Annotated in this window: 21 protein-coding genes; 10 read left to right on the top strand and 11 right to left on the bottom strand. The window is 70.6% G+C overall.

Going from position 1 to position 21,494, the window contains the following annotated elements:
- Window positions 1-57: 57 nt before the first annotated feature.
- Complete coding sequence (locus ACLJQE_RS03320) at window positions 58-1,632, bottom strand: GMC family oxidoreductase (RefSeq protein ID WP_410637418.1); 1,575 nt, start codon at window positions 1,630-1,632, stop codon at window positions 58-60.
- Window positions 1,633-1,787: 155 nt separating this feature from the next.
- Here ACLJQE_RS03320 and purS point away from each other — a divergent pair, with 155 nt between their 5' ends.
- Window positions 1,788-2,027: a phosphoribosylformylglycinamidine synthase subunit PurS gene (purS, locus tag ACLJQE_RS03315; protein WP_003056885.1), complete on the top strand. Its 240-nt coding sequence runs from the start codon at window positions 1,788-1,790 to the stop codon at window positions 2,025-2,027.
- A complete protein-coding gene (gene purQ / locus ACLJQE_RS03310) occupies window positions 2,024-2,701 on the top strand; it encodes a phosphoribosylformylglycinamidine synthase subunit PurQ (RefSeq protein WP_410637417.1) in 678 nt (225 codons plus the stop codon). The genes purS and purQ overlap by 4 nt, the downstream gene beginning before the upstream one ends.
- A gap of 115 nt (window positions 2,702-2,816) precedes the next feature.
- Here purQ and ACLJQE_RS03305 read toward each other — a convergent pair whose 3' ends face one another.
- From ACLJQE_RS03305 to ACLJQE_RS03295, 3 genes are all read right to left on the bottom strand, one after another.
- On the bottom strand, window positions 2,817-3,245 hold the full coding sequence (locus ACLJQE_RS03305; protein ID WP_410638299.1) for a pyridoxamine 5'-phosphate oxidase family protein: 429 nt from the start codon (window positions 3,243-3,245) through the stop codon (window positions 2,817-2,819).
- A gap of 65 nt (window positions 3,246-3,310) precedes the next feature.
- The gene (locus tag ACLJQE_RS03300; protein WP_410637416.1) at window positions 3,311-5,056 is read right to left on the bottom strand and encodes an ABC transporter ATP-binding protein; all 1,746 of its coding nucleotides are present in this window, start codon (window positions 5,054-5,056) and stop codon (window positions 3,311-3,313) included.
- Window positions 5,053-6,687, bottom strand: a complete 1,635-nt coding sequence (locus ACLJQE_RS03295) for an ABC transporter ATP-binding protein (protein WP_410637415.1) — start codon at window positions 6,685-6,687, stop codon at window positions 5,053-5,055. The genes ACLJQE_RS03300 and ACLJQE_RS03295 overlap by 4 nt, the downstream gene beginning before the upstream one ends.
- 421 nt (window positions 6,688-7,108) lie before the next feature.
- Here ACLJQE_RS03295 and purL point away from each other — a divergent pair, with 421 nt between their 5' ends.
- Window positions 7,109-9,415, top strand: coding sequence for a phosphoribosylformylglycinamidine synthase subunit PurL (purL, locus tag ACLJQE_RS03290; RefSeq protein ID WP_410637414.1), 2,307 nt, complete (start codon window positions 7,109-7,111; stop codon window positions 9,413-9,415).
- A gap of 81 nt (window positions 9,416-9,496) precedes the next feature.
- Here purL and ACLJQE_RS03285 read toward each other — a convergent pair whose 3' ends face one another.
- The 5 genes from ACLJQE_RS03285 to ACLJQE_RS03265 all read right to left on the bottom strand — a co-directional run bounded on the left by ACLJQE_RS03285 (window position 9,497) and on the right by ACLJQE_RS03265 (window position 14,365).
- Window positions 9,497-10,600 (bottom strand): pentapeptide repeat-containing protein, encoded by a 1,104-nt coding sequence (locus ACLJQE_RS03285; protein ID WP_410637413.1) that lies wholly within the window; start codon window positions 10,598-10,600, stop codon window positions 9,497-9,499.
- Between the two features lie 4 nt (window positions 10,601-10,604).
- Complete coding sequence (locus tag ACLJQE_RS03280; RefSeq protein WP_410637412.1) at window positions 10,605-11,519, bottom strand: hypothetical protein; 915 nt, start codon at window positions 11,517-11,519, stop codon at window positions 10,605-10,607.
- Window positions 11,520-11,693: 174 nt separating this feature from the next.
- Window positions 11,694-12,563 carry a lysozyme gene (locus ACLJQE_RS03275; protein WP_410637411.1) on the bottom strand — a complete coding sequence of 290 codons (870 nt, stop codon included), beginning with the start codon at window positions 12,561-12,563 and terminating at the stop codon, window positions 11,694-11,696.
- A gap of 192 nt (window positions 12,564-12,755) precedes the next feature.
- The gene (locus ACLJQE_RS03270; RefSeq protein ID WP_410637410.1) at window positions 12,756-13,556 is read right to left on the bottom strand and encodes a lysozyme; all 801 of its coding nucleotides are present in this window, start codon (window positions 13,554-13,556) and stop codon (window positions 12,756-12,758) included.
- A gap of 104 nt (window positions 13,557-13,660) precedes the next feature.
- Window positions 13,661-14,365, bottom strand: a complete 705-nt coding sequence (locus ACLJQE_RS03265) for a type VII secretion system-associated protein (RefSeq protein ID WP_410638298.1) — start codon at window positions 14,363-14,365, stop codon at window positions 13,661-13,663.
- Between the two features lie 56 nt (window positions 14,366-14,421).
- On the opposite strand from ACLJQE_RS03265, the gene ACLJQE_RS03260 reads away from it, so the two are divergent.
- Window positions 14,422-14,802, top strand: coding sequence for a sterol carrier family protein (locus tag ACLJQE_RS03260; RefSeq protein WP_410637409.1), 381 nt, complete (start codon window positions 14,422-14,424; stop codon window positions 14,800-14,802).
- 20 nt (window positions 14,803-14,822) lie between these two features.
- On the opposite strand, the gene ACLJQE_RS03255 is transcribed toward ACLJQE_RS03260, so the two are convergent.
- Window positions 14,823-15,620, bottom strand: coding sequence for an SAM-dependent methyltransferase (locus ACLJQE_RS03255; RefSeq protein WP_410637408.1), 798 nt, complete (start codon window positions 15,618-15,620; stop codon window positions 14,823-14,825).
- Window positions 15,621-15,820: 200 nt separating this feature from the next.
- Between ACLJQE_RS03255 and ACLJQE_RS03250 the strand changes: the two genes are divergently transcribed.
- The 6 genes from ACLJQE_RS03250 (at window position 15,821) to arfB (ending at window position 20,695) form a co-directional block, all read left to right on the top strand.
- On the top strand, window positions 15,821-16,699 hold the full coding sequence (locus ACLJQE_RS03250) for a helix-turn-helix domain-containing protein (protein WP_410637407.1): 879 nt from the start codon (window positions 15,821-15,823) through the stop codon (window positions 16,697-16,699).
- A 257-nt stretch (window positions 16,700-16,956) separates the two neighbouring features.
- On the top strand, window positions 16,957-17,196 hold the full coding sequence (locus tag ACLJQE_RS03245) for a DUF397 domain-containing protein (RefSeq protein ID WP_013230745.1): 240 nt from the start codon (window positions 16,957-16,959) through the stop codon (window positions 17,194-17,196).
- Window positions 17,183-17,488, top strand: a complete 306-nt coding sequence (locus ACLJQE_RS03240; protein WP_410637406.1) for a hypothetical protein — start codon at window positions 17,183-17,185, stop codon at window positions 17,486-17,488. The genes ACLJQE_RS03245 and ACLJQE_RS03240 overlap by 14 nt, the downstream gene beginning before the upstream one ends.
- A gap of 115 nt (window positions 17,489-17,603) precedes the next feature.
- Window positions 17,604-19,130 carry an amidophosphoribosyltransferase gene (gene purF / locus ACLJQE_RS03235; RefSeq protein WP_410637405.1) on the top strand — a complete coding sequence of 509 codons (1,527 nt, stop codon included), beginning with the start codon at window positions 17,604-17,606 and terminating at the stop codon, window positions 19,128-19,130.
- A 29-nt stretch (window positions 19,131-19,159) separates the two neighbouring features.
- Window positions 19,160-20,230: a phosphoribosylformylglycinamidine cyclo-ligase gene (gene purM / locus ACLJQE_RS03230; RefSeq protein ID WP_410637404.1), complete on the top strand. Its 1,071-nt coding sequence runs from the start codon at window positions 19,160-19,162 to the stop codon at window positions 20,228-20,230.
- Window positions 20,231-20,278: 48 nt separating this feature from the next.
- Window positions 20,279-20,695, top strand: a complete 417-nt coding sequence (gene arfB, locus ACLJQE_RS03225) for an alternative ribosome rescue aminoacyl-tRNA hydrolase ArfB (protein WP_410638297.1) — start codon at window positions 20,279-20,281, stop codon at window positions 20,693-20,695.
- On the opposite strand, the gene ACLJQE_RS03220 is transcribed toward arfB, so the two are convergent.
- Window positions 20,692-21,432 (bottom strand): GNAT family N-acetyltransferase, encoded by a 741-nt coding sequence (locus ACLJQE_RS03220; RefSeq protein ID WP_410637403.1) that lies wholly within the window; start codon window positions 21,430-21,432, stop codon window positions 20,692-20,694. The genes arfB and ACLJQE_RS03220 overlap by 4 nt on opposite strands.
- Window positions 21,433-21,494: the final 62 nt, after the last annotated feature.

The raw sequence follows: 21,494 nt of genomic DNA, 5'->3' as shown, positions 1-21,494 counted from the left end.
TAAACTGGATACCGGGGGCCGAGGGCCGCGCTTTCGTGCCCGCCCGCCAAGCCTCAGCTAAGCCGACTGCCCCCGGATCAGATCCGCCGCCTTCTCCGCCACCATGATCGTCGGCGCGTTCGTGTTCCCCCGCGGCACCACCGGCATCACGGACGCGTCCACCACCCGCAACCCCGCCACCCCCTGCACCCGCAGCTGCGGGTCCACCACGGACCCGATCGCGCAAGTCCCCACCGGGTGGTACAGCGTCTGCGTGTTCTCCCGGATGTGCTCGGCCAGCTCGGAATCGCTCAGGTCGTGCCGCGCCGGCAGGTACGGCTTGTCCAGGAACCGCCGCAGCGGCCCCGCCTGCCCGATCTCGATCAGGGCCCGCAGCCCCGCGATCATCCTCTCCATGTCACGCGGCTCCGCGTAGTAAGCCGGGTCGATTTCCGGCTTCCACAACGGGTTCGCCGACTTCAACCGCAGCCGTCCGCGGCTCGCGACGTCCACCAGCGTCGCCGCCGAGGTGAACCCCGGGACCGTCGGTTCGCGCAACCCGTTGTCGTAGAATAACGACGGCACCACGTGGATCTGCATGTCCGGGGCAGGCAGGCCGTTCGTGGTCGGGTAGAACGCGCCCGCTTCGCCGATGTTCGACGTCAAGGGGCCGCGCCGCGTCAGCTGGTACCGCGCCAAGCCGAACGGGGTGGCCGCGTCGACCAGGTCGGTCGTGTCGCGAGTGGACCAGATGATCCCGCACGCCGGGTGGTCGTGGAGGTTTTCACCGACGCCGGGCAGTGCGGCGACGACGTCGATGCCGTGCTCGCGCAGGTGCTCGGCCGGGCCGACACCCGAAACCATGAGCAGCTGCGGTGAGTTGACAGCACCACCTGAAAGGATGACTTCGGTCGACGCGTGCGCGGTGCGCTCCACGCCGTTGTCCAAATAGGACACGCCAACCGCGCGGGTGCCCTCGAAGACGACGCGGGTGGCGGGCGCGCACGTCTTCACCGTCAGGTTCGGCCGCTCGAGCGCCGGGCGCAGGTAGGCGTCCGCCGTGGACCACCGGCGGCCCCGCTTGCACGTCACCTGGTAGACGCCGGCGCCTTCCTGACTTTCGCCGTTGAAGTCGTCGGTGCGCTTGAGCCCCCACGTGACGGCCGAATCGACCCAGGCGTGCGACAGCTCGTGGGTGAACCGGCGGTCTTCGACGTGCAGCGGACCGTCCGTGCCGTGCAGTGGCCCGCCGAGCCGCTGGTTGCCCTCGGCGCGCTTGAAGTACGGGAGGACGTCGTCCCAGCCCCAGCCTTCGGCGCCGTGGGAATCGCGCCAGCCGTCGTAGTCGGCGCGGTTGCCGCGGATGTAGATCATCGCGTTGATCGACGAGCAGCCGCCGAGCATCTTCCCGCGCGGCCAGTACGACGTCTTGCCCGTGTGCTTCTGCTCGACGGTCTCGTAGTTCCAGTCCCACTTGGTCTTGAACAGCGACGCGAACGCGGCCGGGATGTGGATCTCGTCCGCCGTGTCCTCCGCACCCGCTTCGAGGAGCAGGACCTGCGCCGCCGGGTCTTCGGTCAGCCGGTTCGCCAGGACGCAGCCCGCGCTCCCGGCGCCGACGATGACGTAGTCGTAGGAGTCTTGGACGGCCACGATGCCTCCTGTTGGCGAGGTGTCAACGACTCATCATGGCGCAGCGCCGCGCCGGGAGCCAGTCTAGGTTTGCCGGTGGGCCCCGCCAGGGGGTCGAGCGGGTGAACTATGCTCGCGGGGTACCCACGACCTGCGTGAATAAGGAGCAGCCTGCCGTGGCCCGAGTTGTCGTCGACGTCATGCCGAAGCCCGAAATCCTCGACCCGCAGGGACAGGCCGCGCTCGGCGCCGCCGGCCGCCTGGGGTTCACCGGGATCACCGAAATCCGCCAGGGCAAGCACTTCGAGATCGAGGTCGACGACACGGTCGACGACGCGACGCTGGAGAAGATCGCCGAAGGCTTCCTCGCGAACCCGGTCATCGAGCAGTGGACGATCAAGCGGGTGGACGCGTGAGCGCGCGCATCGGCGTCATCACCTTCCCGGGCACGCTGGACGACGGCGACGCGGCCCGCGCGGTCCGCTACGCCGGCGGCGAGGCCGTGCCGCTGTGGCACGCCGACGAAGACCTGCGTGACGTCGACGCCGTGGTCGTCCCGGGTGGTTTCTCCTACGGCGACTACCTGCGCGCGGGCGTGATCGCCCGGTTCGCGCCGGTCATGACGCCGGTGATCGAGGCGGCGCGCGCGGGCATGCCGGTGCTCGGCATCTGCAACGGGTTCCAGATCCTGTGCGAGGCCGGCCTGCTGCCGGGCGCGATGATCCGCAACCAGGGCCTGCACTTCATCTGCCGCGACCAGTGGCTGCGGGTGGAGAACACCGGCACGGCGTGGACCAGCCGGTACGAAACCGGCGCGGAAATCCTCATCCCGATGAAGAACATCGACGGCTGCTACGTGGCCGAGCAGTCCACTTTGGACGAGCTTGAGGGCGAGGGCCGCGTGGTGTTCCGGTACGTCGGCGGGAACCCGAACGGCTCGCGCAACGACATCGCCGGGATCCGCAGCGAGAACGGCCGGGTCGTCGGGCTGATGCCGCACCCGGAGCACGCGATCGACGCGCTGACGGGGCCGTCCGACGACGGGCTCGGCATGTTCTTTAGCGCGGTGGACGCGCTGGTCAAGGCCTGAGGGCGGGCCGCGCCCCCCGGTAACCATGCTACCGGGGGACACCGACGGTTCCGGGGCTGTGGACGTGAGTTGTCCACAGCCCCGGACGTCGTCGTGGTGCCGAGTGCGGCGCCGGTCAGCTCTTGCTCTGGTCGTTCGACAGCCACTTCTCCGGCCGGACCCGGACCAGCACCGACCGCTCTCCGAGAGCCGAGTCGACGTAGGCCGTGGCCTGCTCCTCCGGCCAGTAGCGCTTCGCGATCCGCAGGGCCTGCTCGCGTGTCGGCGGCTCGTCGTTCGCCACCACCGGGCCCTCGGCCGTCACGTACTTGTACGGCGGGTTCTCGTCCTGCACCACCAGGCTCAGCCGGCCGGCCGCGCGGATCGAGCGGTCCTTGACCGAGTCGCGATCCATCCAGATCAGCAGCTCGCCGCCCGGTGTGTAGTCGTACCAGACCGGCACCGCCAGCGGTGCCCGGCCGGCGCGCTCCACCGCCAGCACTCCCACGTGCACCCCGCTCAGGAACTCTTCGCGTTCCGCGGCGGTCATCACGAACGACGACATGTCACTCCCCAGGTAGATGGTCATCCACCGGGGAGCAACACGCCGATCGCTCCGGACATTCCGGACTAACTGGCCGCCGCCACCAGGCGGGCGTACGAGCCGCCCGCCGAGAGCAGCTCGTCGTGCGGGCCCAGCTCCGTGATGCGGCCGCCCTCGACCACCGCGACGCGGTCGGCCGCCGCGGCCGTGTGCAGGCGGTGGGCGATCGCGATCACCGTCCGGCCCGCCAGCACGCTGTTCAGCGACCGCTCCAGGTCCCGGGCCGAACCCGTGTCCAGCAGCGACGTCGCCTCGTCGAGCACCAGCGTGTGCGGGTCCGCCAGCACCACCCGGGCCAGCGCCAGCTGCTGCGCGATCGCCGCCGGCACCGGGTGCTCGCCCGGCCCCAGCTTCGTGTCCAAGCCGGACGGGAGCGTCGCGACCCAGTCCGACGCACCCGCCGACGCCAGCGCCGCCGTCAGCTCCTCGTCCGTCCAGTCGCCGCCCGCGCGGCGGGCCGGCAGGGCCAGGTTCTGCCGCAGCGTCCCGGAGAACACGTGGTGCTCCTGGGTCAGCAGCAGCACCTCGCCGCGCAGCACGTCGTCGGCCAGCGCCGAGACGTCTTGGCCGCCGATGCGCACCGAGCCCGCCGACGGCGCCGCGATGCCGGCCAGCAGCCGGCCGAGCGTCGACTTGCCCGCGCCCGACGGCCCGACGATCGCCAGCCGCTCGCCGCGCGGAACCCGCAGATCGATGCCGTGCAGCACCTCGCGGTCGGCGGTGTAGCTGAACCGGACGTCGTGGACGTCGATGTCGCGCCCGCGCGGCACGTCTGCCACCTTCTCCGCCTCCTCGACCGCGACCGACCGGACGCCGAGGATCCGGCGCGCCGCGGCCGCCGCGACCTGGAGGTCTTCCAGCCAGAACAGCGCCTCGTTCAGCGGGGCCGCCATCCCCTGCACGTACAGCAGCATCGTGGTGATCACGCCGAGCCCGGCCCAGCCCTGCGTGTACGCGAGCAGCCCGAGCAGCAGCATCACCGCCAGCGGCAGCACGTAGCTGATCTCCAGCGACGGCAGCCACCGCAGCTGCAGCGCCCGCATCCGACGCTCGCCGTAGATGCTCTGGTCCAGCTCGTGGTACGCGGCGTCGATCCGCCGCTCGGTCAGCCCGAGCGCCTCGGTCGTGCGCGCACCCTCCGCCGTTTCGTGGACGCTGGTGGTCAGGTCGGCCCACCGGTCGAGCATCCACTGCATGACCGACGGGATCCGCCGCTGGTACCAGACGTTCACCGGGACCAGCAGCGGCAGCGCGACCAGCAGACCCAGCGACAGCAGCGGCGACGTCAGCACCATCGCGACGATCGTGAACACCACGGTCACCGCCGCGACCAGGATCTGCGGCACGGCGAACCGCGCCGCGTGGTCGATCCGGCCGAGGTCGGTGGTGGCCCGGCTGAGCAGGTCGCCGGTGCCCGCCGCCTCGACCGTGCCGAGCGGCAGCTGCAACGCCGTCCCGACGAACTCCTCGCGGGTCTCGGCCAGCACCAGCTCGCCGAACACCGCGCCGCGCATCCGCGCGATCTTGGCGGCCACCGCCTGCAGCAGCAGGATGCCGACGAACGCCGCCGCCAGCACGTCGACGTGCCCGGTCGTGGTGCCGGCCGCGACGTCGTCGACGAGCGAGCCGATCAGCTGCGGCCCGGCCAGGCCGATCAGCGTGGCCACGGCCATCGAGCCCAGCAGCAGGCCGAACTCGCGTTTGTGGTTCCTCGCCGTCTGCAGGGCCCAGCGGCGGACGTCCCGCCGGGTCGCCGTGGGAAGCCGTTTCATACCGTTACCGCCTTCACCGTGAAGACTTCGTCCGCTACGTGTGCCCACAAGGGACTCTGGCTGAACACCACCGTCGTCCGGCCGCGTCGCAGCGCGGCGACGCGTTCGGTGATGCGGGCCTCCGTGTGCGCGTCCACCGCCGACGTCGGCTCGTCGAGCACCAGGACTTCGGCGTCGGTCGCCAGCGCGCGGGCCAGGTTCAGCCGCTGCCGCTGACCGCCGGACACCTCGCGGCCGCGCTCGCCGATCACCTCGTCGACGCCGTTGGGCAGCGCCTCGACGATGTCGTCGGCGTCGGCCGCGTACAGCGCTTCGGTGATGCTGACGCCGCTCGGCCGCGCCGGCGCGAGCTGCTCGCGCAGCACGCCCGAGAACCAGATGTCCTGGTTGTGCGCGTAGACGATCCGCCGCCGCAGCTCCGCGAGCGCGACGTGGTCCGCCCGCACCCCGCCGGCCAGCACCTCTTCGCCCTCGGCCGGATCGGCGAACCGCGCCAGCCGGTCGGCCACCGCTTCGCCGTCGGCGCCGAAGTCGACGACCGTCAGGCGGCCGGGCGCGACCCGGACGCCGGACTCGGTGTCCACCAGCTCCAGCGGTCCTTCGGGCAGCGGCACCGGCGTCTCCGGGTCCGCCAGCTTCGGGTGGATGGCCAGCAGTGCGACCACCTTCCGCGACGCGACCAGGCCCGACGTGATCGACCCGACGGCCTCCGTCGCGGCGTTGACCGGCCAGATGAGGAAGGCCGAAACGCCGTAGAACGCCACCAGCTGGCCGATGTCGATCGAGCCGGCCACGGCCAGCCGGGCGCCGAGCCAGGTGATCACCACGGTGACCAGGCCGGGCAGCGCGATCTCCGCCGCGGCCAGCCACGCCTCGGCCTTGCCGACCTCGACGCCGGCCAGCCGCACCCGCTGGCTCGTCTCGCGGAAGCGGGCGAAGAACCGCCGCTCGCCGCCGATGCCGCGCAGGATCCGCAGGCCGGACACGATGTCCGCGCCGAGCGCGTTGACGTCCCCGCGCTTCTCGCGCTGCGTCGCCTTGCGCTTCTGCAGCGGCGCGAGCAGTGGCCCGATGCCGAGCACCGCGACCGGCACGCCGACCAGCGCGACCACGCCGAGCAGCGGCGACGTCGAGACCAGCCACACCGCGACCACGACGAACGCCAGCAGCGAGCCGAACGCGCGGCCGGTCATCTCGACGGTGTTGCCGATGTGGTTGATGTCCGTCGTGGAAACCGCGACGAGGTTGCCGGTGGTGGTCTGCTCGCGCAGCCCGGCGCCGACGCGCGTGGTGTGGGCGGACACCGTCCGCTGGGTCGTGCCCGCGCCGTGCAGCCACAGGCCGTAGTTGAGGAAGTGCAGCCAGGTCCCGAAGACCGTCTGCACCAGTCCGAGCGCGGCCGCGGCCAGCGCCCAGCGCGCGACGGCGGCGCCGTCGTGCGCACCGATGGCACCGATGCCCTGGCCGACGACCAGCGGCAGCAGCGCACCGGGAAGCGCCCACACGACACCGATCGCGGCCGCACCGAGCACCGTGCCGAGCCGGGCCCGGAACACGGCGAGCAGGAAGCGGCTCGCGGTCGGCCGTGCGGGCAGCCGCAGCGGCGGAAAGGGATACGTGGCGGAAAGCACGATTCTCGACGGTAAGCCGACACCCGGGCAAAGGCGACCGATTTACGGCGGCCCCGCCCTCGCGGCGGCGGCCGCGGCGCCTTCGGGAAGCACTTCGGGGCACCGCCGCTCTTGGGGGACCCCCGGTTTCAACGCTACTCGCGGCCACCGACAATTCCGGCCCGCGCACCCGAGCCACCCCCGGGTTGTCCACAAGCGTGCCCGCCCACCCGAGTTGTCCCCAGGCGCCCGAGCGCCCCAAGGTGGCCTTGGTTGCGTTCAACGCACCGAAGGCCACCTTGGGTGCGTTGGACGCACCGAAGGCCACATTGGGGCGCTCCGGCCGGGCGGCGATGTCGGCTCGGTCACACCGGCTGCGGGGTGGCCGGGTTGGGCGGCCCACTGTCCGGGGTGGCCGGGAGCGCCCCGTATCCTGACGGCCGTGGCGAACCCTGACACGGACACCGTGACCAGCACCGTTGACACCACCGAGCGCGCCGGGGCGACCCCGGACCACACCCAGCCGTATCGCGAGCTCGGGCTCGCCGACGACGAGTACGCCCGCATCCGCGAGATCCTCGGCCGCCGGCCCACCGACGCCGAGCTGGCGATGTACTCGGTCATGTGGAGCGAGCACTGCTCGTACAAGTCGTCGAAGAAGCACCTGCGCTACTTCGGGGAGACCGCCACCGACGAGATGAAGGCCAAGATGCTGGCCGGCATCGGCGAGAACGCGGGCGTCGTCGACATCGGCGAGGGCTGGGCGGTGACCTTCAAGGTGGAGAGCCACAACCACCCGTCCTATGTGGAGCCGTACCAGGGCGCGGCCACCGGTGTCGGCGGCATCGTCCGCGACATCATGGCGATGGGCGCGCGGCCGCTGGCGGTCGCCGACGCGCTGCGCTTCGGCCCGGCCGACGCCCCGGACACCAAGCGCGTGCTGCCCGGCGTGGTCGCCGGCGTCGGCGGCTACGGCAACTGCCTCGGCCTGCCGAACATCGGCGGCGAGCTGGTGTTCGACCCGTCCTACTCGGGCAACCCGCTGGTCAACGCGCTGTGCGTCGGCGCGATGCGCGTCGAGGACCTGCACCTGGCCTTCGCGTCCGGCACCGGCAACAAGATCATCCTGTTCGGCGCACGCACCGGCCTCGACGGCATCGGCGGCGTTTCCGTCCTGGCGAGTGACACCTTTTCGGGTGACGAGTCGTCGGGCGGCCGCAAGAAGCTGCCGAGCGTCCAGGTCGGCGACCCGTTCACCGAGAAGGTGCTCATCGAGTGCTGCCTCGAGCTGTTCGCGCAGAAGCTCGTCGTCGGCATCCAGGACCTCGGCGGCGCCGGGCTGTCCTGCGCGACGTCGGAGCTCGCCGCGGCCGGCGACGGCGGCATGCACATCTACCTCGACCGGGTTCCGTTGCGCGCCACCGGGATGACCCCCGCCGAGGTGCTCTCCAGCGAGTCGCAGGAGCGCATGTGCGCGGTCGTCGCGCCGGAGAACGTCGAGGCGTTCATGGCGGTCTGCCGCAAGTGGGACGTCATCGCCACCGACATCGGCGAGGTCACCGACGGCGAGCACCTGGTCATCACCTGGCACGACGAGGTCGTCGTCGACGTCCCGGCGCACACGGTCGCCCACCAGGGCCCGGTGTACGACCGGCCGATCGAGCGGCCGTCCACTCAGGACGCCCTGATCGCGGACACGTCGGCGAAGCTGCCTCGTCCGTCCACTCCGGACGAACTGCGCGCGGAGGTCCTCAAGCTGATCTCCTCGCCGAACCAGGCGTCGAAGGAATGGGTGACGTCGCAGTACGACCGGTACGTGCGCGGCAATTCCGTGCTGGCCCAGCCGTCGGACTCCGGCATGATCCGGATCGACGAGTCGTCCGGCCGCGGCGTCTCGGTGGCGACCGACTGCAACAGCAAGTTCGTCTACCTGGACCCGTACCGCGGCGCGCAGCTGGCGCTGGCGGAGGCGTACCGCAACGTGGCCACGGGCGGCGCGACGCCGGTCGCGGTGTCCGACTGCCTGAACTTCGGCGCCCCCACCGACCCGGGCGTGATGTGGCAGTTCGAGCAGGCGGTGCACGGCCTGGCGGACGGCTGCGTCGAGCTCGGCATCCCGGTGACGGGCGGCAACGTAAGCTTCTTCAACCAGACCGGTGACGCGGCGATCCTGCCGACCCCGGTGATCGGCGTCCTCGGCGTGATCGACGACGTCACCCGCCGCATCCCGACCGGCGTCGGCGCGGAGGCGGGCGAAACGCTGCTGCTGCTGGGCGAGACGCACGACGAGCTGGACGGCTCGGCGTGGGCCCGCGAGCTGCACGGCCACCTCGGCGGCGTGCCCCCGCGCGTGGACCTGGCCCGCGAGAAGCTGCTGGGCGAGATCCTGGTGGCGGGGTCCCGCGACGGCATGATCTCGGCGGCCCACGACCTGTCGGACGGCGGCCTGATCCAGACGCTGGTCGAGACCGTCCTCATCGGACAGTGCGGCGCCCGCGTGTTCCTCGACGACGGCCAGGACCCGTTCGTGCAGCTGTTCTCCGAGTCCTCGGGCCGCGTGCTGGTGGCGGTCCCGCGCACGGAAGAACTCCGCTTCACGGAGATGTGCACCGCGCGCGGCCTCCCGTGGCGCAAGACCGGTGTGGTCGACCCGGAGTCGGGCGCACTGGAACTGCAGGGCATCACGGAGTTCACGCTCGACGAGCTGCGCGAAGCCTGGGAGCGCACCCTTCCCGCCCTGTTCGACTGACCTGGCCCGGGGCCTTCGGCGCGACCGAAGGCCCCAGCCGGTCACACCGCGCGCCAGGCCGGGCGTGGAAACGGGAGCTGCTCAGCCCGCCTTGGCGACGATCCGCGCCTCCCCGTCGCGCAGCTCCTCGTGGTCCCACGCTTCGGGCAGCCGCACTTCCTTTGCGGTCTGGACCAGGGTGTTGTACAGCGAAACCACCTCCGGCAATGCGGCGAAGCGCAGGTCGGTCTGGCCGCCGAACCGGGTCCGCCGCAGATCCAGCGAGCCGGTGGCCTTCACCCCGGTGAAGACCGCATCGCCGGCGAACTCCGCGTCTTTGAACGTGGTCGGACCGGCGAACGTGGTCTCGGAGAAGTCGGCGAGCTCGGCGAAGTGGGTTCCACTGAACCAAGCGTGGCTTTCGAACACCGCTCCGCGGCAACGGAAGTTGCCGATCAACCGGCCGTCGCCGGTGCCTGCGGCGGTGAAGTACACGCGGCCGGTGAACCGGCATCCGTTGAAGTTCGTGCTGCTGTGCAGAGCTGCGTACCGCAGCAGCATCCCGCCGACCCGGCGCCCGCCGAGGTCGAGGTATTCGAGGACAGCGCCGGTGAGATCGAGGTAGTAGTCCGGAGCGTCCGGCAGGTCGGTGGCCGGAAGCAGGTCCTTGAGCAGCCGCTGTGCGGTCAGGCGCACCTGGAGTTCCTGCTCTTGCTCGGGATCGCCTCGGGTGTCGCTGCGCACGTGGCGATCCAGGCCGGGTCCGTACCGCGGGTGCGCGAACGGCCGCCGGAGGTACGAGCACAGCACGTCCAGCACCGTCTGCGTGTAGTCCGGCCTGCTCCGCGCCAGCCCCGCCAGCGCGTGCAGCGCCCCCACACGCACCTGGTCGGCCGCGTGCCCGAGCAGCTCGACCGCCTTGGCGAACCGCTCGTCGGCGACCCGCTCGCGGTCCTGTTCCGCGCGCTGCGCCTCGAGTTCGTGCCGCTGCCGCTCGATGTCCTGGCGGCGTTCCTCGACCCGGCGCCGCCGGTCGTTCAGCCACAGGGCGTACAGCGCCACGATCGCGCCGCCGGCCAGGCCGCCCGTCTTCAGCGCGTCACTGCGGCTGGTGGCGGGGTCGGACAGCAGCCAGCCGCCGACCCCGAGCAGCAGCGCCACCGACGCGAGGAACGTCCACGCCAGCGGCGATCGCCACAGCTTCACCGGCTCAGGACACCAGCATGGTGCTGACGCAGAAGCCCTTTTTGTCGAAGTTCGTGGCGCTCAGCGTGCCCTTGACCGGCTTGCCGGCGGACGTTCCGGTGACCTCGCCCTCGACCAGGTACTTGTCGGTGGGCACGTCGCCGAGCTGCAGCTGCAGCGGCGGCTTGAGGAACGTCTCGAGCCAGGAGCTGAGCAGCTCCTTCGAGTCGGCGCAGCCCATGGCGACGGCGCCGGCGTTGTCGCCCGCGTTCAGCTTGTCGATGAAGCCCTGCAGCACGGCCTTGGCGTCCGAGCTGCCGCCTTCGCTGCCGGACGGCGGCTTCGTGGCCGACGTCGTCGGCTTCTTGGACGTCGGCTTCGACGTGGACGGCTTGGCGGACGTGCTCGACGACGGGGGCGCGGCCGTGTTGGTGTCCTCCTTCGACAGGAAGAACCCCGGTGCGACGAAGCCCGTGATGCCCACCAGGGCCAGCACGACGACCACGGCGGCGCCGATGGCGATCCACATCCCGGTCTTGCTCTTCTTCGGCGGCGCGGGCGGCCCGCCGAAGCCCTGCGCGTAGCCGCCGGTCGCGGGGTCCCAGCCGGACACCTGGCCGGCCGCGTTCGGGTCCCAGGCCTGCTGGCCGTACTGCTGCGCGTTCGGGTCCGCCCACGCCTGCTGCTGCTGTTGCTGCGCGTACGGGTCGCCCCACGCCGGCTGCGGGTTGGCCGGGAAGCCGCCCGACGCCGGCGGGTAGCCCTGCTGGTTCGGGTCCCAGCCCTGCGGGTACTGCTGCGTCGGGTACGGCTGCTGCTGCTGGTTGGGGTCCCACCCGCCCTGCTGCTGGAAGCCGCCGGACGGTGGCTGGCCGTACGGATCGGGCTGGCCGTACGGGTCGGGCTGACCGGGCTGGCCCGGCTGAGGCGGGTAGGTCATCTTTCATGCCTTCCGGGCGCTGGGGGTTCGTGCGCTTCCGACGTCCGGTGGACGCGTGCGGTTCCCCCAGGACGTGGCTGCAGCATTCTGCAAGCTCGGACGGTACGGCATGAAACCGGCTCCCGGTCGTGGCGACGCGAACCCGTCACGATCCGGGAGCCGGGCCGGGGTGGATCAGCCGTTGGCGAGTGCCTGGAGCCGGTCGTAGGCACCGTTGAAGGTGTCCTGGTCGAGCGGGCTCGAGGTGTACTGCCAGACGGTGTAGAAGCCCCAGTTGTAGGGCAGGGTGCCGACCGACGACGAGTACCGGGCGACCCACAGCGGGGCCGTGCTGGAGAAGTCACCGCTCACGCAGCTGCTCCACCAGCTCGTCGACGTGTAGATCACCGGGTAGCGGCCGGTCAGGGAGCGGTACGTGTCGTGGAAGTCGAGGATCCACGACGTCATCCCGGCCTTGCTGAACCCGTAGCAGGTCGCGCCGTACGGGTTGTACTCCATGTCCAGCGCTCCGGGCAGCGTCTTGCCGTCCTTGGACCAGCCGCCCCCGTGGGCGACGAAGTACCGCGCCTGCGCCGCGCCGCTCGAGGTGTTCGGCGTGGCGAAGTGGTAGGCGCCGCGGATGAAGCCCTGGTTGTAGGAGCCGTTGTACTGCTGGGCGAAGTACGGGTTGGTGTAGCTGGTGCTCTCCGTGGCCTTGGTCCAGACGAACCGCTTACCTTGGTTCCACCAGTACGCCCAGTCGACGTTGCCCTGGTAGCTGGCGACGTCCATGCCGGCCACCGTGGCCAGCACCTGGCCGGGGATGGCCTGGCCGGGCTGCGGCTGCTGCGCCGCCTTCTGGGAGTCCGGGGTCGACTTGTCGCCTTCGACGCGCCGGATCTGCGACCCCAGTTCGTGGTTGTGCTGTGCGATGTCCGCGTTGATCGCGGCCACGGGGTCGACTTCGGGGGACATGGTTGCCGCCTGGGCCGTGCTGCCGAGCAGGAGCAGCGTGGCCGGGACGACCAGGGCAGCGAACAGCCGCCCTCTTCGGGAGGTGGACATCGTTGGATCCCTTCACAGATACCCTCGCGATGAGCGGCTTACTGCAGGTAGCCGCCCGAGCACGATTGTTGAGGACGAAGTGGCGTTTGTCACTCAGTTCCGTGAAATTGGGTATACGTGTGGGTGATTTTCCCGGGAAGAAGATCGTTAATTGGTGGCGAGTTAACACCTATTATTGGACAGTGGGGCCGATCAGCCCAGCGCCAGCGCGAGCAGCCGGTCCGCCGGGCCGTTGAACCAGTTCTGGTCACCGGGCAGGGTGCCGCGGTCGGCGAACTGCCAGATCGTGTGGGTGCCCCAGCCGGACGGCAGCTCGCCGATGGCGGTGTTGTAGCGCGCGAGCCAGAGCGGGTTGGCACCGAAACCGCCGTTGTTCGCGGTGCACCGCTTCCACCAGCTCGTCGACGTGTAGATCGTCGGGAACCGGCCGGTCGCCGCCCGGTAGGTGTCGGAGAAGGCGCGGATCCAGGCGACCATGCCGGCGGCGTCCTTGCCGTAACACGTTTCGCCGTACGGGTTGTACTCCGCGTCGAGCGCGCCGGGCAGGGTCTTGCCGTCCTTGGACCAGCCGCCGCCGTGGGCGAGGAAGTACCGCGCCTGCGACGCGCCGTCGGAGATGTCCGGCCGCGCGAAGTGGTAGGCGCCGCGGATCAGGCCGGCCTGGTACGAACCGTTGTACTGCTGCGCGAACTGCGGGTTCACGAAGCCGGTGCCCTCGGTCGCCTTGACGTAGACGAACTTGGCGCCCGACCCAGCCGCACCCCGCCAGTCGACCGGGCCCTGGTGCCCGCTGACGTCGTGCCCGAGCTGCCGGCTGTCGTCTCCGTACAGCACGTCGGGTGCCTCGCCGACGCCCTCGACCTTGGCGATCTGCGAACCCGCGTAGTGGTCCTCCGCGCCGCCGCGGACATCGACGGCCTTCGCCGGCGCCTGCCCGGCCAGGAGCAGGCCCGACGCGAGGACGGCGGCGAAGGGCAGTGAACGTCGTTTCACCCTCGTGCTCCCCACCGATCTCGTGAGACTTCTTCAGCCTCACGATGCACCGCCGCCGCCGGATCGGCGAGTCGATGATCACTCGATGGGGTGGGACCCGCAGGTCAGCGCCGCTCGTCGGCGATGGCCTTCAGCAGGTGCTCCGCCGGCACGACGGCCGTGATGAGGTCGTGCGGGTTGATCGCGACCGGGTGCCCGCCGAGCAGGTCGACGATGTCCCGGCCGAGCACCGCCCGCGCGTGCGGCCACTCGCGCGGCACCAGCGACTTGCGGGTGTAGGCGGGCACCATGACCCGGCCGTCGGCGTTGTGGAAGCCGATGACGGTCCGCTGCACCGGCGACATCGCGTAGACGAACAGCGTCGCGTCGAGGACGGCCTTCGGCAGGTCCGACGGCGGGCGGTGCTCGGTGCGGACGAGCTGCAGCAGGTGCTCGAGGTCGTTCGCCGGGTCCGGGAAGCCGAGGGCCTTGGGCGAGGGCCGGTAGCGGTCGTTGGGGTGGAAGTCGGCGACGACGTCGCCGGCCTCGTTCACCGGGTACGCGCCCACGACCGCCCACGACGGCACCGGGCCGTTCGGGTCGAAGGCCTCGTCGATGACGTAGAGCCAGCTGTTCGGGTTGGCGCGGGCGTTCGCGCGCATCTCCGCGGTGATCTCGGGCGTGCCGTGCTTGCCGGTGCGCCTTGCCTGCTGCCCTCCGCGCCGGGCGGCCCGGTTGTGCTTGCCGTGCCTGCCGGGGCGATCGGCTCCGCTTCCGGTGGGCTGCTGCGAAACCATCCGATCCGCCTCGTCCCGCTGCGCCATCGTCATCCCCACGTTCTCGGGTGTGCCTGCCAAGTCTTGGTGCGCCACTCTACTGTTTGCCCATGGCCTCTTCGCGTTCGGTCGACCCCGGACAGTTACGTGCGGCGGTGCTGGCGATTTCCCCGTGGTTGCAGGGCGGTGCGCCCGATCCGGCGCGCCCGGAACTGGCCGCGGCGGTCCGGCTCAGCCTGCGCGCACTGGCGGCGGACGCGCCGGGCCGGACGGTCGAGGTGCGCGTACCGCCGTTCGCCGCGGTGCAGTGCGTGGCGGGCCCGCGGCACACCCGCGGCACCCCGCCGAACGTGATCGAGACCGACCCGCGCACGTGGCTCGAGCTGGCCACCGGGCGACTGGACTGGACCACGGCCGTGGCCGACGGCCGGGTGTCCGCGTCGGGCACCCGGGCCGACCTGTCCCACTGGCTTCCCCTGCTCCGTGCCTGACGGGCGGGCGAGCCGGGGAACTACGGCTTGCGGCCGATCCCGCCCGCGATGGTCCGCTGGGCCACGTTGAGGTCCTTGAGCCGCGGGCCGTCCGGCCACCAGTCGGCGCAGCGGACCACGCCCGGCGGCACCATCTCGAGGCCCGGGAACAGGTCTTCGATCTCCTTCTGCGTCCGGAAGGTGCCCGAGCCCATCGGGCTGTGCAGGAAGAAGTCCTCCATCTTGCGGGCGGTCGCGGAGTCCTCGTCCTCGGGGTCGAAGAAGTGGGAGATCGCCACGAACGAGCCCGACGGCAGCGCGTCGACGTACTCCTTCATGATCTCCGCCGGCCGTTCCGCCGGGCCGTTGTAGTGGTGCAGCGTGCCGAGCTGGAGGAACGCGACCGGCTGCGAAAAGTCGATGTGCTGCCGGACGACCTCGTTCTCGAGGATCCGCTGCGGCTCGAAGATGTCCTCGGCGACGAAGTGGGTGTTCTCGTTCTCTTCGAGCAGCGCACGGCCGTGGGCCAGCACGACCGGGTCGTTGTCGACGTAGACGACCTGGATGTCCGGGTTGATCCGCTGGACGACCTGGTGGGTGTTCTCGGCGGTGGGCAGACCGGAGCCGCAGTCGAGGAACTGGGTGATGCCCGTCTGGCTGGCGAGGAAGCGGCACGCCCGGATCAGGAACCCGCGGTTTTCGAAGGCGAGGTCCTGCGCTTCCGGGGCGGCCTTCTGCACCTTGTGCAGGACCTCCCGGTCGATCTCGTAGTTGTCCTTCCCGAGCAGGAAGGCGTCGTACACGCGCGCGATGCTCGCTCGGGTCGGGTCGACCCCCACGGGAACTCGTTCGGTCCGGGTCGCGGCGTCGGGCATGTTGAACCTCACAAGTTGTGTGTCGAAAGTCTCGTACTCTACGTAGAGTAGGACTCCACACGCATGCGGTAAACCGGGTCACCTCTTTGCGCAGGACGGCCCAACGTGTACTTTCGGTAGTCGGGCTAGAACCCCCTGGTGACGTGAGCGCGGAAGGGCCGGGAATGAACGCGGTGAACGCGTCCGCAGGTGAACAGAACATCGGCCCCACGGCGCGCCGCATGATCCTGGGCTCACAGCTGCGCCGCCTCCGTGAAGAGGCCGGTATCACCCGTCAGCAGGCCGGTTACAACATCCGCGGGTCCGAGTCGAAGATCAGCCGGCTGGAGCTGGGCCGGGTCGGGTTCAAGGAACGCGACGTCACCGACCTGCTGACGATGTACGGCGTCGACGACCCGGCGGAGCGCCGCGCGTTCCTCGACATGGTCAAGCAGTCCAACGAGCCGGGCTGGTGGCGGCGCTTCGGCGACACCATGCCGAACTGGTTCACCGACCTCGTCGGGCTCGAAGAAGCCGCCGCGCGAATCCAGATCTGGGAGCCGCTCTACGTATCGGGCCTGCTCCAGATCGAGCCGTACGCGCGGGCGATCTTCAGCCACGGCCGTTCGGAGATGGCCGACGAGCGGGTCGACCAGCTCGTCGCGCTGCGGATGCGCCGGCAGAAGATGTTCAGCAGGCCGGACGCGCCGCGCGTGTGGATGGTGCTCGACGAATCAGTGCTCTACCGCCCGATCGGCGGGATGAAGGTCCTCAAGCAGCAGATCGAGTACCTGCTCGAAATGAGCGCGCTGCCGCACGTGTCGATCCAGGTCCTGCCGTACACGCGCAGCGGGTTGTCCGCGGAGCACGCGTTTTCCCTGCTGCGGTTCGGTGAACCGGAACTGCCGAACATCGCCTACGTCGAATACCTGACCGGCGCGCACTACATCGAGAAGCGCGAAGAGATCGAAAAGTACAGCCGCTCACTCGACATGCTGGCCGTCGATGCCGAGACGCCGGAGCGGAGCCGTTCGATGCTCGCGAAGCGCCGGCAGGAGATCTAGCACCCTTGGCACGTTCGAGCCAAGGCATCGTCGTGCCCCCTGCGCGGTGACCCCGAGTAGCTATTAGGCCGAACGAGCAGGTATCTGTCACCTGGTAGGTTAACGGTGAAGGCGGGGTTCTTTACCGTCCGAAAACTTTGCAAGAAATTCTGCACGTGCATTTACCGCTGCAGGCACACGTGCTAGCCTCGGATACGCGGGCAAATGCACATGCATATGCATTGCCCCTGGAGCTTTCCGCATCGAGAGGTGGGAACATGGCTGAGCGATTCGAGAACGGCATCCCGGCCGATCGGCTGTCCGGGGCCGAGTGGCGCAAGGCGAGCTACAGCGGTGCATACGGCAACTGCGTCGAGGTTGCGCCACTGTCCAACGGGGAGATCGCGATGCGCAACTCGCGGTTCCCGACCGGCCCGGCGCTCGTCTACACGCGCGCCGAAATGGCGGCGTTCCTGGCGGGCGCGAAGGACGGTGAATTCGACGATGTCCTCGGCTGAGGCCGTCGCCGCCGTCTTCGACATCGAAACCGGGCTGCAGGAACTGGTGGCCCGCGGGTACCAGTTCGTCCACCCCGCCGACGACCGCGGTGAGGTCCTCGCCGTCGTCGGCGTGCGGGTGCACGACGACGTCGTCGACGTCGTCCGGCTCAACGCCGAGGACGACGTCGTGGCGACCAGGATGCCCGGCTCCGAAGAGAACATCTTCGAGCCGGAGCGGTGGTTGTGGCACCGCCGCGGAGAAGGCGCGCAGGTGCTGACGGAGATCCTTTCGTTGCCGGATGCGTGTTAGCGGCCGCTTGCAGGCCCCGTCCGAAGTGGTCAGAACCACGCCGGGCGGGGCCTGGCTCATGTCCGCACCGTCTACACTGAAACCGGCCTGACCACGTCTTCCCAGGAGCTCCTCGGTGGTTTCCGACCCGCAGCTCGTGTCCGACCAGCCCGAACCGGAACCCCGAGAGGAGTGTGGCGTCTTCGGCGTCTGGGCTCCCGGGGAAGAAGTCGCGAAACTGACCTACTACGGCCTCTACGCCCTGCAGCACCGGGGCCAGGAGGCTGCCGGCATCTCCGTCTCCGACGGCTCGCAGATCGTGGTCTTCAAGGACCTCGGCCTGGTCAGCCAGGTGTTCGACGAGCAGATCCTGCAGTCACTGCAGGGGCACATCGCCGTCGGCCACTGCCGGTACTCGACCACCGGCGCGACCATCTGGGAGAACGCCCAGCCGATCTTCCGCACGACCGCGACCGGCAGCGGCCTCTCCTTCGCGCACAACGGCAACCTCGTCAACACGGCCGAGCTGCGCGAACGCACCATCGAAGCGGGTCTCAAACCGCACGCGGGCCTGACCGGCTCGTCCAGCGACTCCGACCTCATCTGCGGCCTGCTCGCCGCGAACGCCGCCGACAAGGGCATCGAGGCCGCCGCCATGGAGCTGCTGCCCACCCTGAAGGGCGCCTTCTGCCTGGTGTTCGCCGACGAGAACACCCTCTACGCGGCGCGTGACCCGCACGGCGTGCACCCGCTGGTGCTCGGCCGCCTCGAGCGCGGCTGGGTCGTCTCGAGCGAGACGGCGGGCCTCGACATCGTCGGCGCGTCCTTCGTCCGCGAGGTCGAGCCGGGCGAGCTCATCGCCATCGACGCCGAGGGCCTGCGCTCCTCCCGGTTCGCGAACCCGGACCCCAAGGGCTGTGTCTTCGAGTACGTCTACCTCGCCCGCCCCGACACCACGATCGCCGGCCGCGGCGTGCACGCCACCCGCGTCGAGATCGGCCGGCGGCTGGCCAGCGAGCAGCCGGTCGAGGCCGACCTGGTGATGCCGGTGCCGGAGTCGGGCACCCCGGCCGCGATCGGCTACGCGCAGGGCTCCGGCATCCCCTACGGCACCGGCCTGGTGAAGAACGCCTACGTCGGGCGCACGTTCATCCAGCCGTCGCAGACCATCCGCCAGCTGGGCATCCGGCTCAAGCTGAACCCGCTGCGCGACGTCATCCGCGGCAAGCGCCTGGTCGTGGTGGACGACTCGATCGTCCGCGGCAACACCCAGCGCGCGCTCGTCCGGATGCTGCGGGAGGCCGGCGCGCTCGAGGTGCACGTCCGGATCGCGTCGCCGCCGGTCCGCTGGCCGTGCTTCTACGGCATCGACTTCGCGTCCCGGGCCGAGCTGGTCGCGAACGGCGTCGACCTCGACGGCATCCGGCGCTCGATCGGCGCCGACTCCCTGGGCTACATTTCCCTGGACGGCCTGGTCGCGGCGACGGAGCAGCCGAAGTCGCGGCTGTGCACGGCGTGCTTCTCCGGTGAGTACCCGATCGCGCTGCCGGAGGACGCGCTGATCGGGAAACACCTGCTCGAAAGCCTCGACGCGGTCAATGGCGCGGCGACCCCCGTCAGCTCCGCCGGGTACGGTGCCGAAGACGCCGTCCGGCGTCCCTAGCAGTCCTTCCAGTTGGGAGTCCTTCCACCGTGAGCGAGTCCACGAGCGCCACGTACGCCGCCGCCGGCGTCAGCATCGACGCCGGCGACCAAGCCGTCGAGCTGCTCAAGCCGCACGCCGAGCGGGCGACGCGGCCCGAGGTCATGGGTGGCGTCGGCGGTTTCGCCGGGCTCTTCTCCCTGAAGCTCGACAAGTGGAAGGAGCCGGTGCTCGCGTCCTCCACCGACGGCGTCGGCACGAAGATCGCGGTCGCGCAGGCGCTCGACAAGCACGACACGGTCGGCATCGACCTGGTCGCGATGGTGGTCGACGACCTGGTCGTGACCGGTGCCGAGCCGCTGTTCCTGCAGGACTACATCGCCGTCGGCAAGGTGCACCCGGAGAAGATCGCCGCGCTGGTCGGCGGCATCGCCGAGGGCTGCGTCCAGGCCGGCTGCGCGCTGCTCGGCGGCGAGACCGCCGAGCACCCGGGCATGATGGGCGAGCACGACTACGACATGTCGGCCACCGGCGTCGGCGTGGTCGAGGCATCGCAGCTGCTTTCGCCGGAAAAGGTCCGTCCGGGTGACGTCGTGCTGGCCCTCGGCTCGTCCGGATTGCACTCGAACGGGTACTCCCTGGCCCGGCACGTGCTGCTCGACATCGCCCGGATGCCGCTCGGCGGGCACGTCGAGGAATTCGGCCGCACCCTCGGCGAGGAGATGCTGGAGCCGACGCGGATCTACGCGAAGGACTGCCTGGCGCTCGCCGCCGAGACCGAGGTCCGGACGTTCGCGCACATCACCGGCGGTGGCCTGGAGGCCAACCTGGCGCGGGTCATGCCGCGCGGCCTGGTCGCCCGGCTCGAGCGCGGCACCTGGACGCCGGCGCCGGTGTTCGCCCTGATCGGCCAGCGCGGCAAGGTCGAGCGCGCCGAGCTGGAGAAGACGTTCAACATGGGGGTCGGCATGGTCGCGGTCGTCGGCGCCGAGGACGTCGACCGGGCGCTGGCCATGCTCACCGCGCGCCACGTCCCGGCGTGGATCCTGGGCGAGGTCCAGCCCGCCGACGACGTCGACGGCCCGCGCGCGATCCTCTCGGGTGACCACCCGCGGTTCTGAAACGCGGTTGCTCGGGCTGCCACACTTGACGGTGTGGCAGCCGAAGACGTGGTGGTCGGCTCCCGGTTCGTGATCCCGGGAGCCGAGTTGAGCGAGCGCTTTTCGCGGTCGTCCGGCCCCGGCGGACAGGGCGTGAACACCACGGACTCGCGGGTCGAGCTGTCCTTCGACGTCGCTTCTTCGCCGTCGATCCCCGAACACCTGCGTGACCGGGTGCTGGCCGGGCTCGGCTCGCGGCTGGTCGGCGGTGTCCTGACGATCGCCGCCAGCGAGCACCGGTCCCAGCTGCAGAATCGCGAGGCGGCCCGCGGCCGGCTGGTGAACCTCCTGCTCGACGCGTCGGCGCCGCCGCCGGCCAAGCGGCGCCCCACGAAGCCGTCCCGCGGCTCGAAGGAGCGCCGCCTGGCGTCGAAGAAGCGCCGGAGCGACGTGAAACGAGGCCGCTCCGGCCGCTTCGACGACTAGTTCAGCGAGAGGTGCACGCACTCGCCCGCCGGCCGGAAGCCGACGCTGGCGTAGACGTTCCCGATCCCCAGGTCACCGGGGGTGAGGAACGCCGTGTGAGCCCCGGCCTCGTGGACCTGCCGGGTGAGGTGCGCCGTGAGCGCAGCGGCGATCCCGCGGCCGCGGTACGGCTCGAGCACGGCGATCCCGGCGATCTCGGTGGTGCCGTCGACGATTTCGAGCGCGAGCCCGCCGCCGACCACCGAGCCGGCGTCCTCCGCCAGGAGGTGCCGCACCCCGGCACCGGCCTTCAGCTGCTCGACCTCTTCGTCACTGATTTCCGCGGGTACGCCGAACGCCGTGTTCTGCGCCGACCGCATGCGCCGGAAGTCCTCGGCGGACTCCGGCGCGCGCAGCCGGATCCCGGCCGGGGCCGGCCGATCGACCCGCGCGGCCGGTGCGCACGTCATCAACGGCACCCGCCGTTCGAGCTCGTACCCCGCGTCGACCAGCAGTTTCTCCAGGTCGGGAGCGACGTCGGTGAAGTACTCGAGCCGCGGGAGCAGGTCCCGCCGCCGGTAGGCCGCGGTCAGTGCGTCGATCTCGGCCGCGGTCGGCTTCGCGCCGTCGTCCGGGATCGCGTAGTTGAGCATCGGGTGGGAATTGCCCGGCGAGTAGGTGGCGAGGAACGGGCCGATCCGCTCGGTCTCCCGGCCGCGCGGCGCCGTCGTGCGGACATAAGCCTGAATGGCAGACATTGCTGGGTTGGAGCCTTTCGAGAGCATGTCAAGGAACCGCAGCCCCGGACGGGCGTGCGGGC

It is taken from the genome of Amycolatopsis sp. lyj-346, from assembly GCF_046548975.1.
Lineage (GTDB): Bacteria > Actinomycetota > Actinomycetes > Mycobacteriales > Pseudonocardiaceae > Amycolatopsis.
Note: the sequence above shows the minus strand (reverse complement) of the source record. Positions and strands in the feature narration are given on the sequence as shown.

What these genes read in the sequence shown, in the direction of transcription:
- ACLJQE_RS03305 (WP_410638299.1), bottom strand. Translation starts at nt 3,245, where the DNA reads ATGTCGTCGTTCGTGATGACCGCCGCGGAACGCGAAGAGTTCCTGAGC.
- ACLJQE_RS03300 (WP_410637416.1), bottom strand. Translation starts at nt 5,056, where the DNA reads ATGAAACGGCTTCCCACGGCGACCCGGCGGGACGTCCGCCGCTGGGCC.
- ACLJQE_RS03280 (WP_410637412.1), bottom strand. Translation starts at nt 11,519, where the DNA reads ATGACCTACCCGCCTCAGCCGGGCCAGCCCGGTCAGCCCGACCCGTAC.
- ACLJQE_RS03275 (WP_410637411.1), bottom strand. Translation starts at nt 12,563, where the DNA reads ATGTCCACCTCCCGAAGAGGGCGGCTGTTCGCTGCCCTGGTCGTCCCG.
- ACLJQE_RS03265 (WP_410638298.1), bottom strand. Translation starts at nt 14,365, where the DNA reads ATGACGATGGCGCAGCGGGACGAGGCGGATCGGATGGTTTCGCAGCAG.
- ACLJQE_RS03260 (WP_410637409.1), top strand. Translation starts at nt 14,422, where the DNA reads ATGGCCTCTTCGCGTTCGGTCGACCCCGGACAGTTACGTGCGGCGGTG.
- ACLJQE_RS03250 (WP_410637407.1), top strand. Translation starts at nt 15,821, where the DNA reads ATGAACGCGGTGAACGCGTCCGCAGGTGAACAGAACATCGGCCCCACG.
- ACLJQE_RS03245 (WP_013230745.1), top strand. Translation starts at nt 16,957, where the DNA reads ATGGCTGAGCGATTCGAGAACGGCATCCCGGCCGATCGGCTGTCCGGG.
- ACLJQE_RS03240 (WP_410637406.1), top strand. Translation starts at nt 17,183, where the DNA reads ATGTCCTCGGCTGAGGCCGTCGCCGCCGTCTTCGACATCGAAACCGGG.
- ACLJQE_RS03220 (WP_410637403.1), bottom strand. Translation starts at nt 21,432, where the DNA reads ATGTCTGCCATTCAGGCTTATGTCCGCACGACGGCGCCGCGCGGCCGG.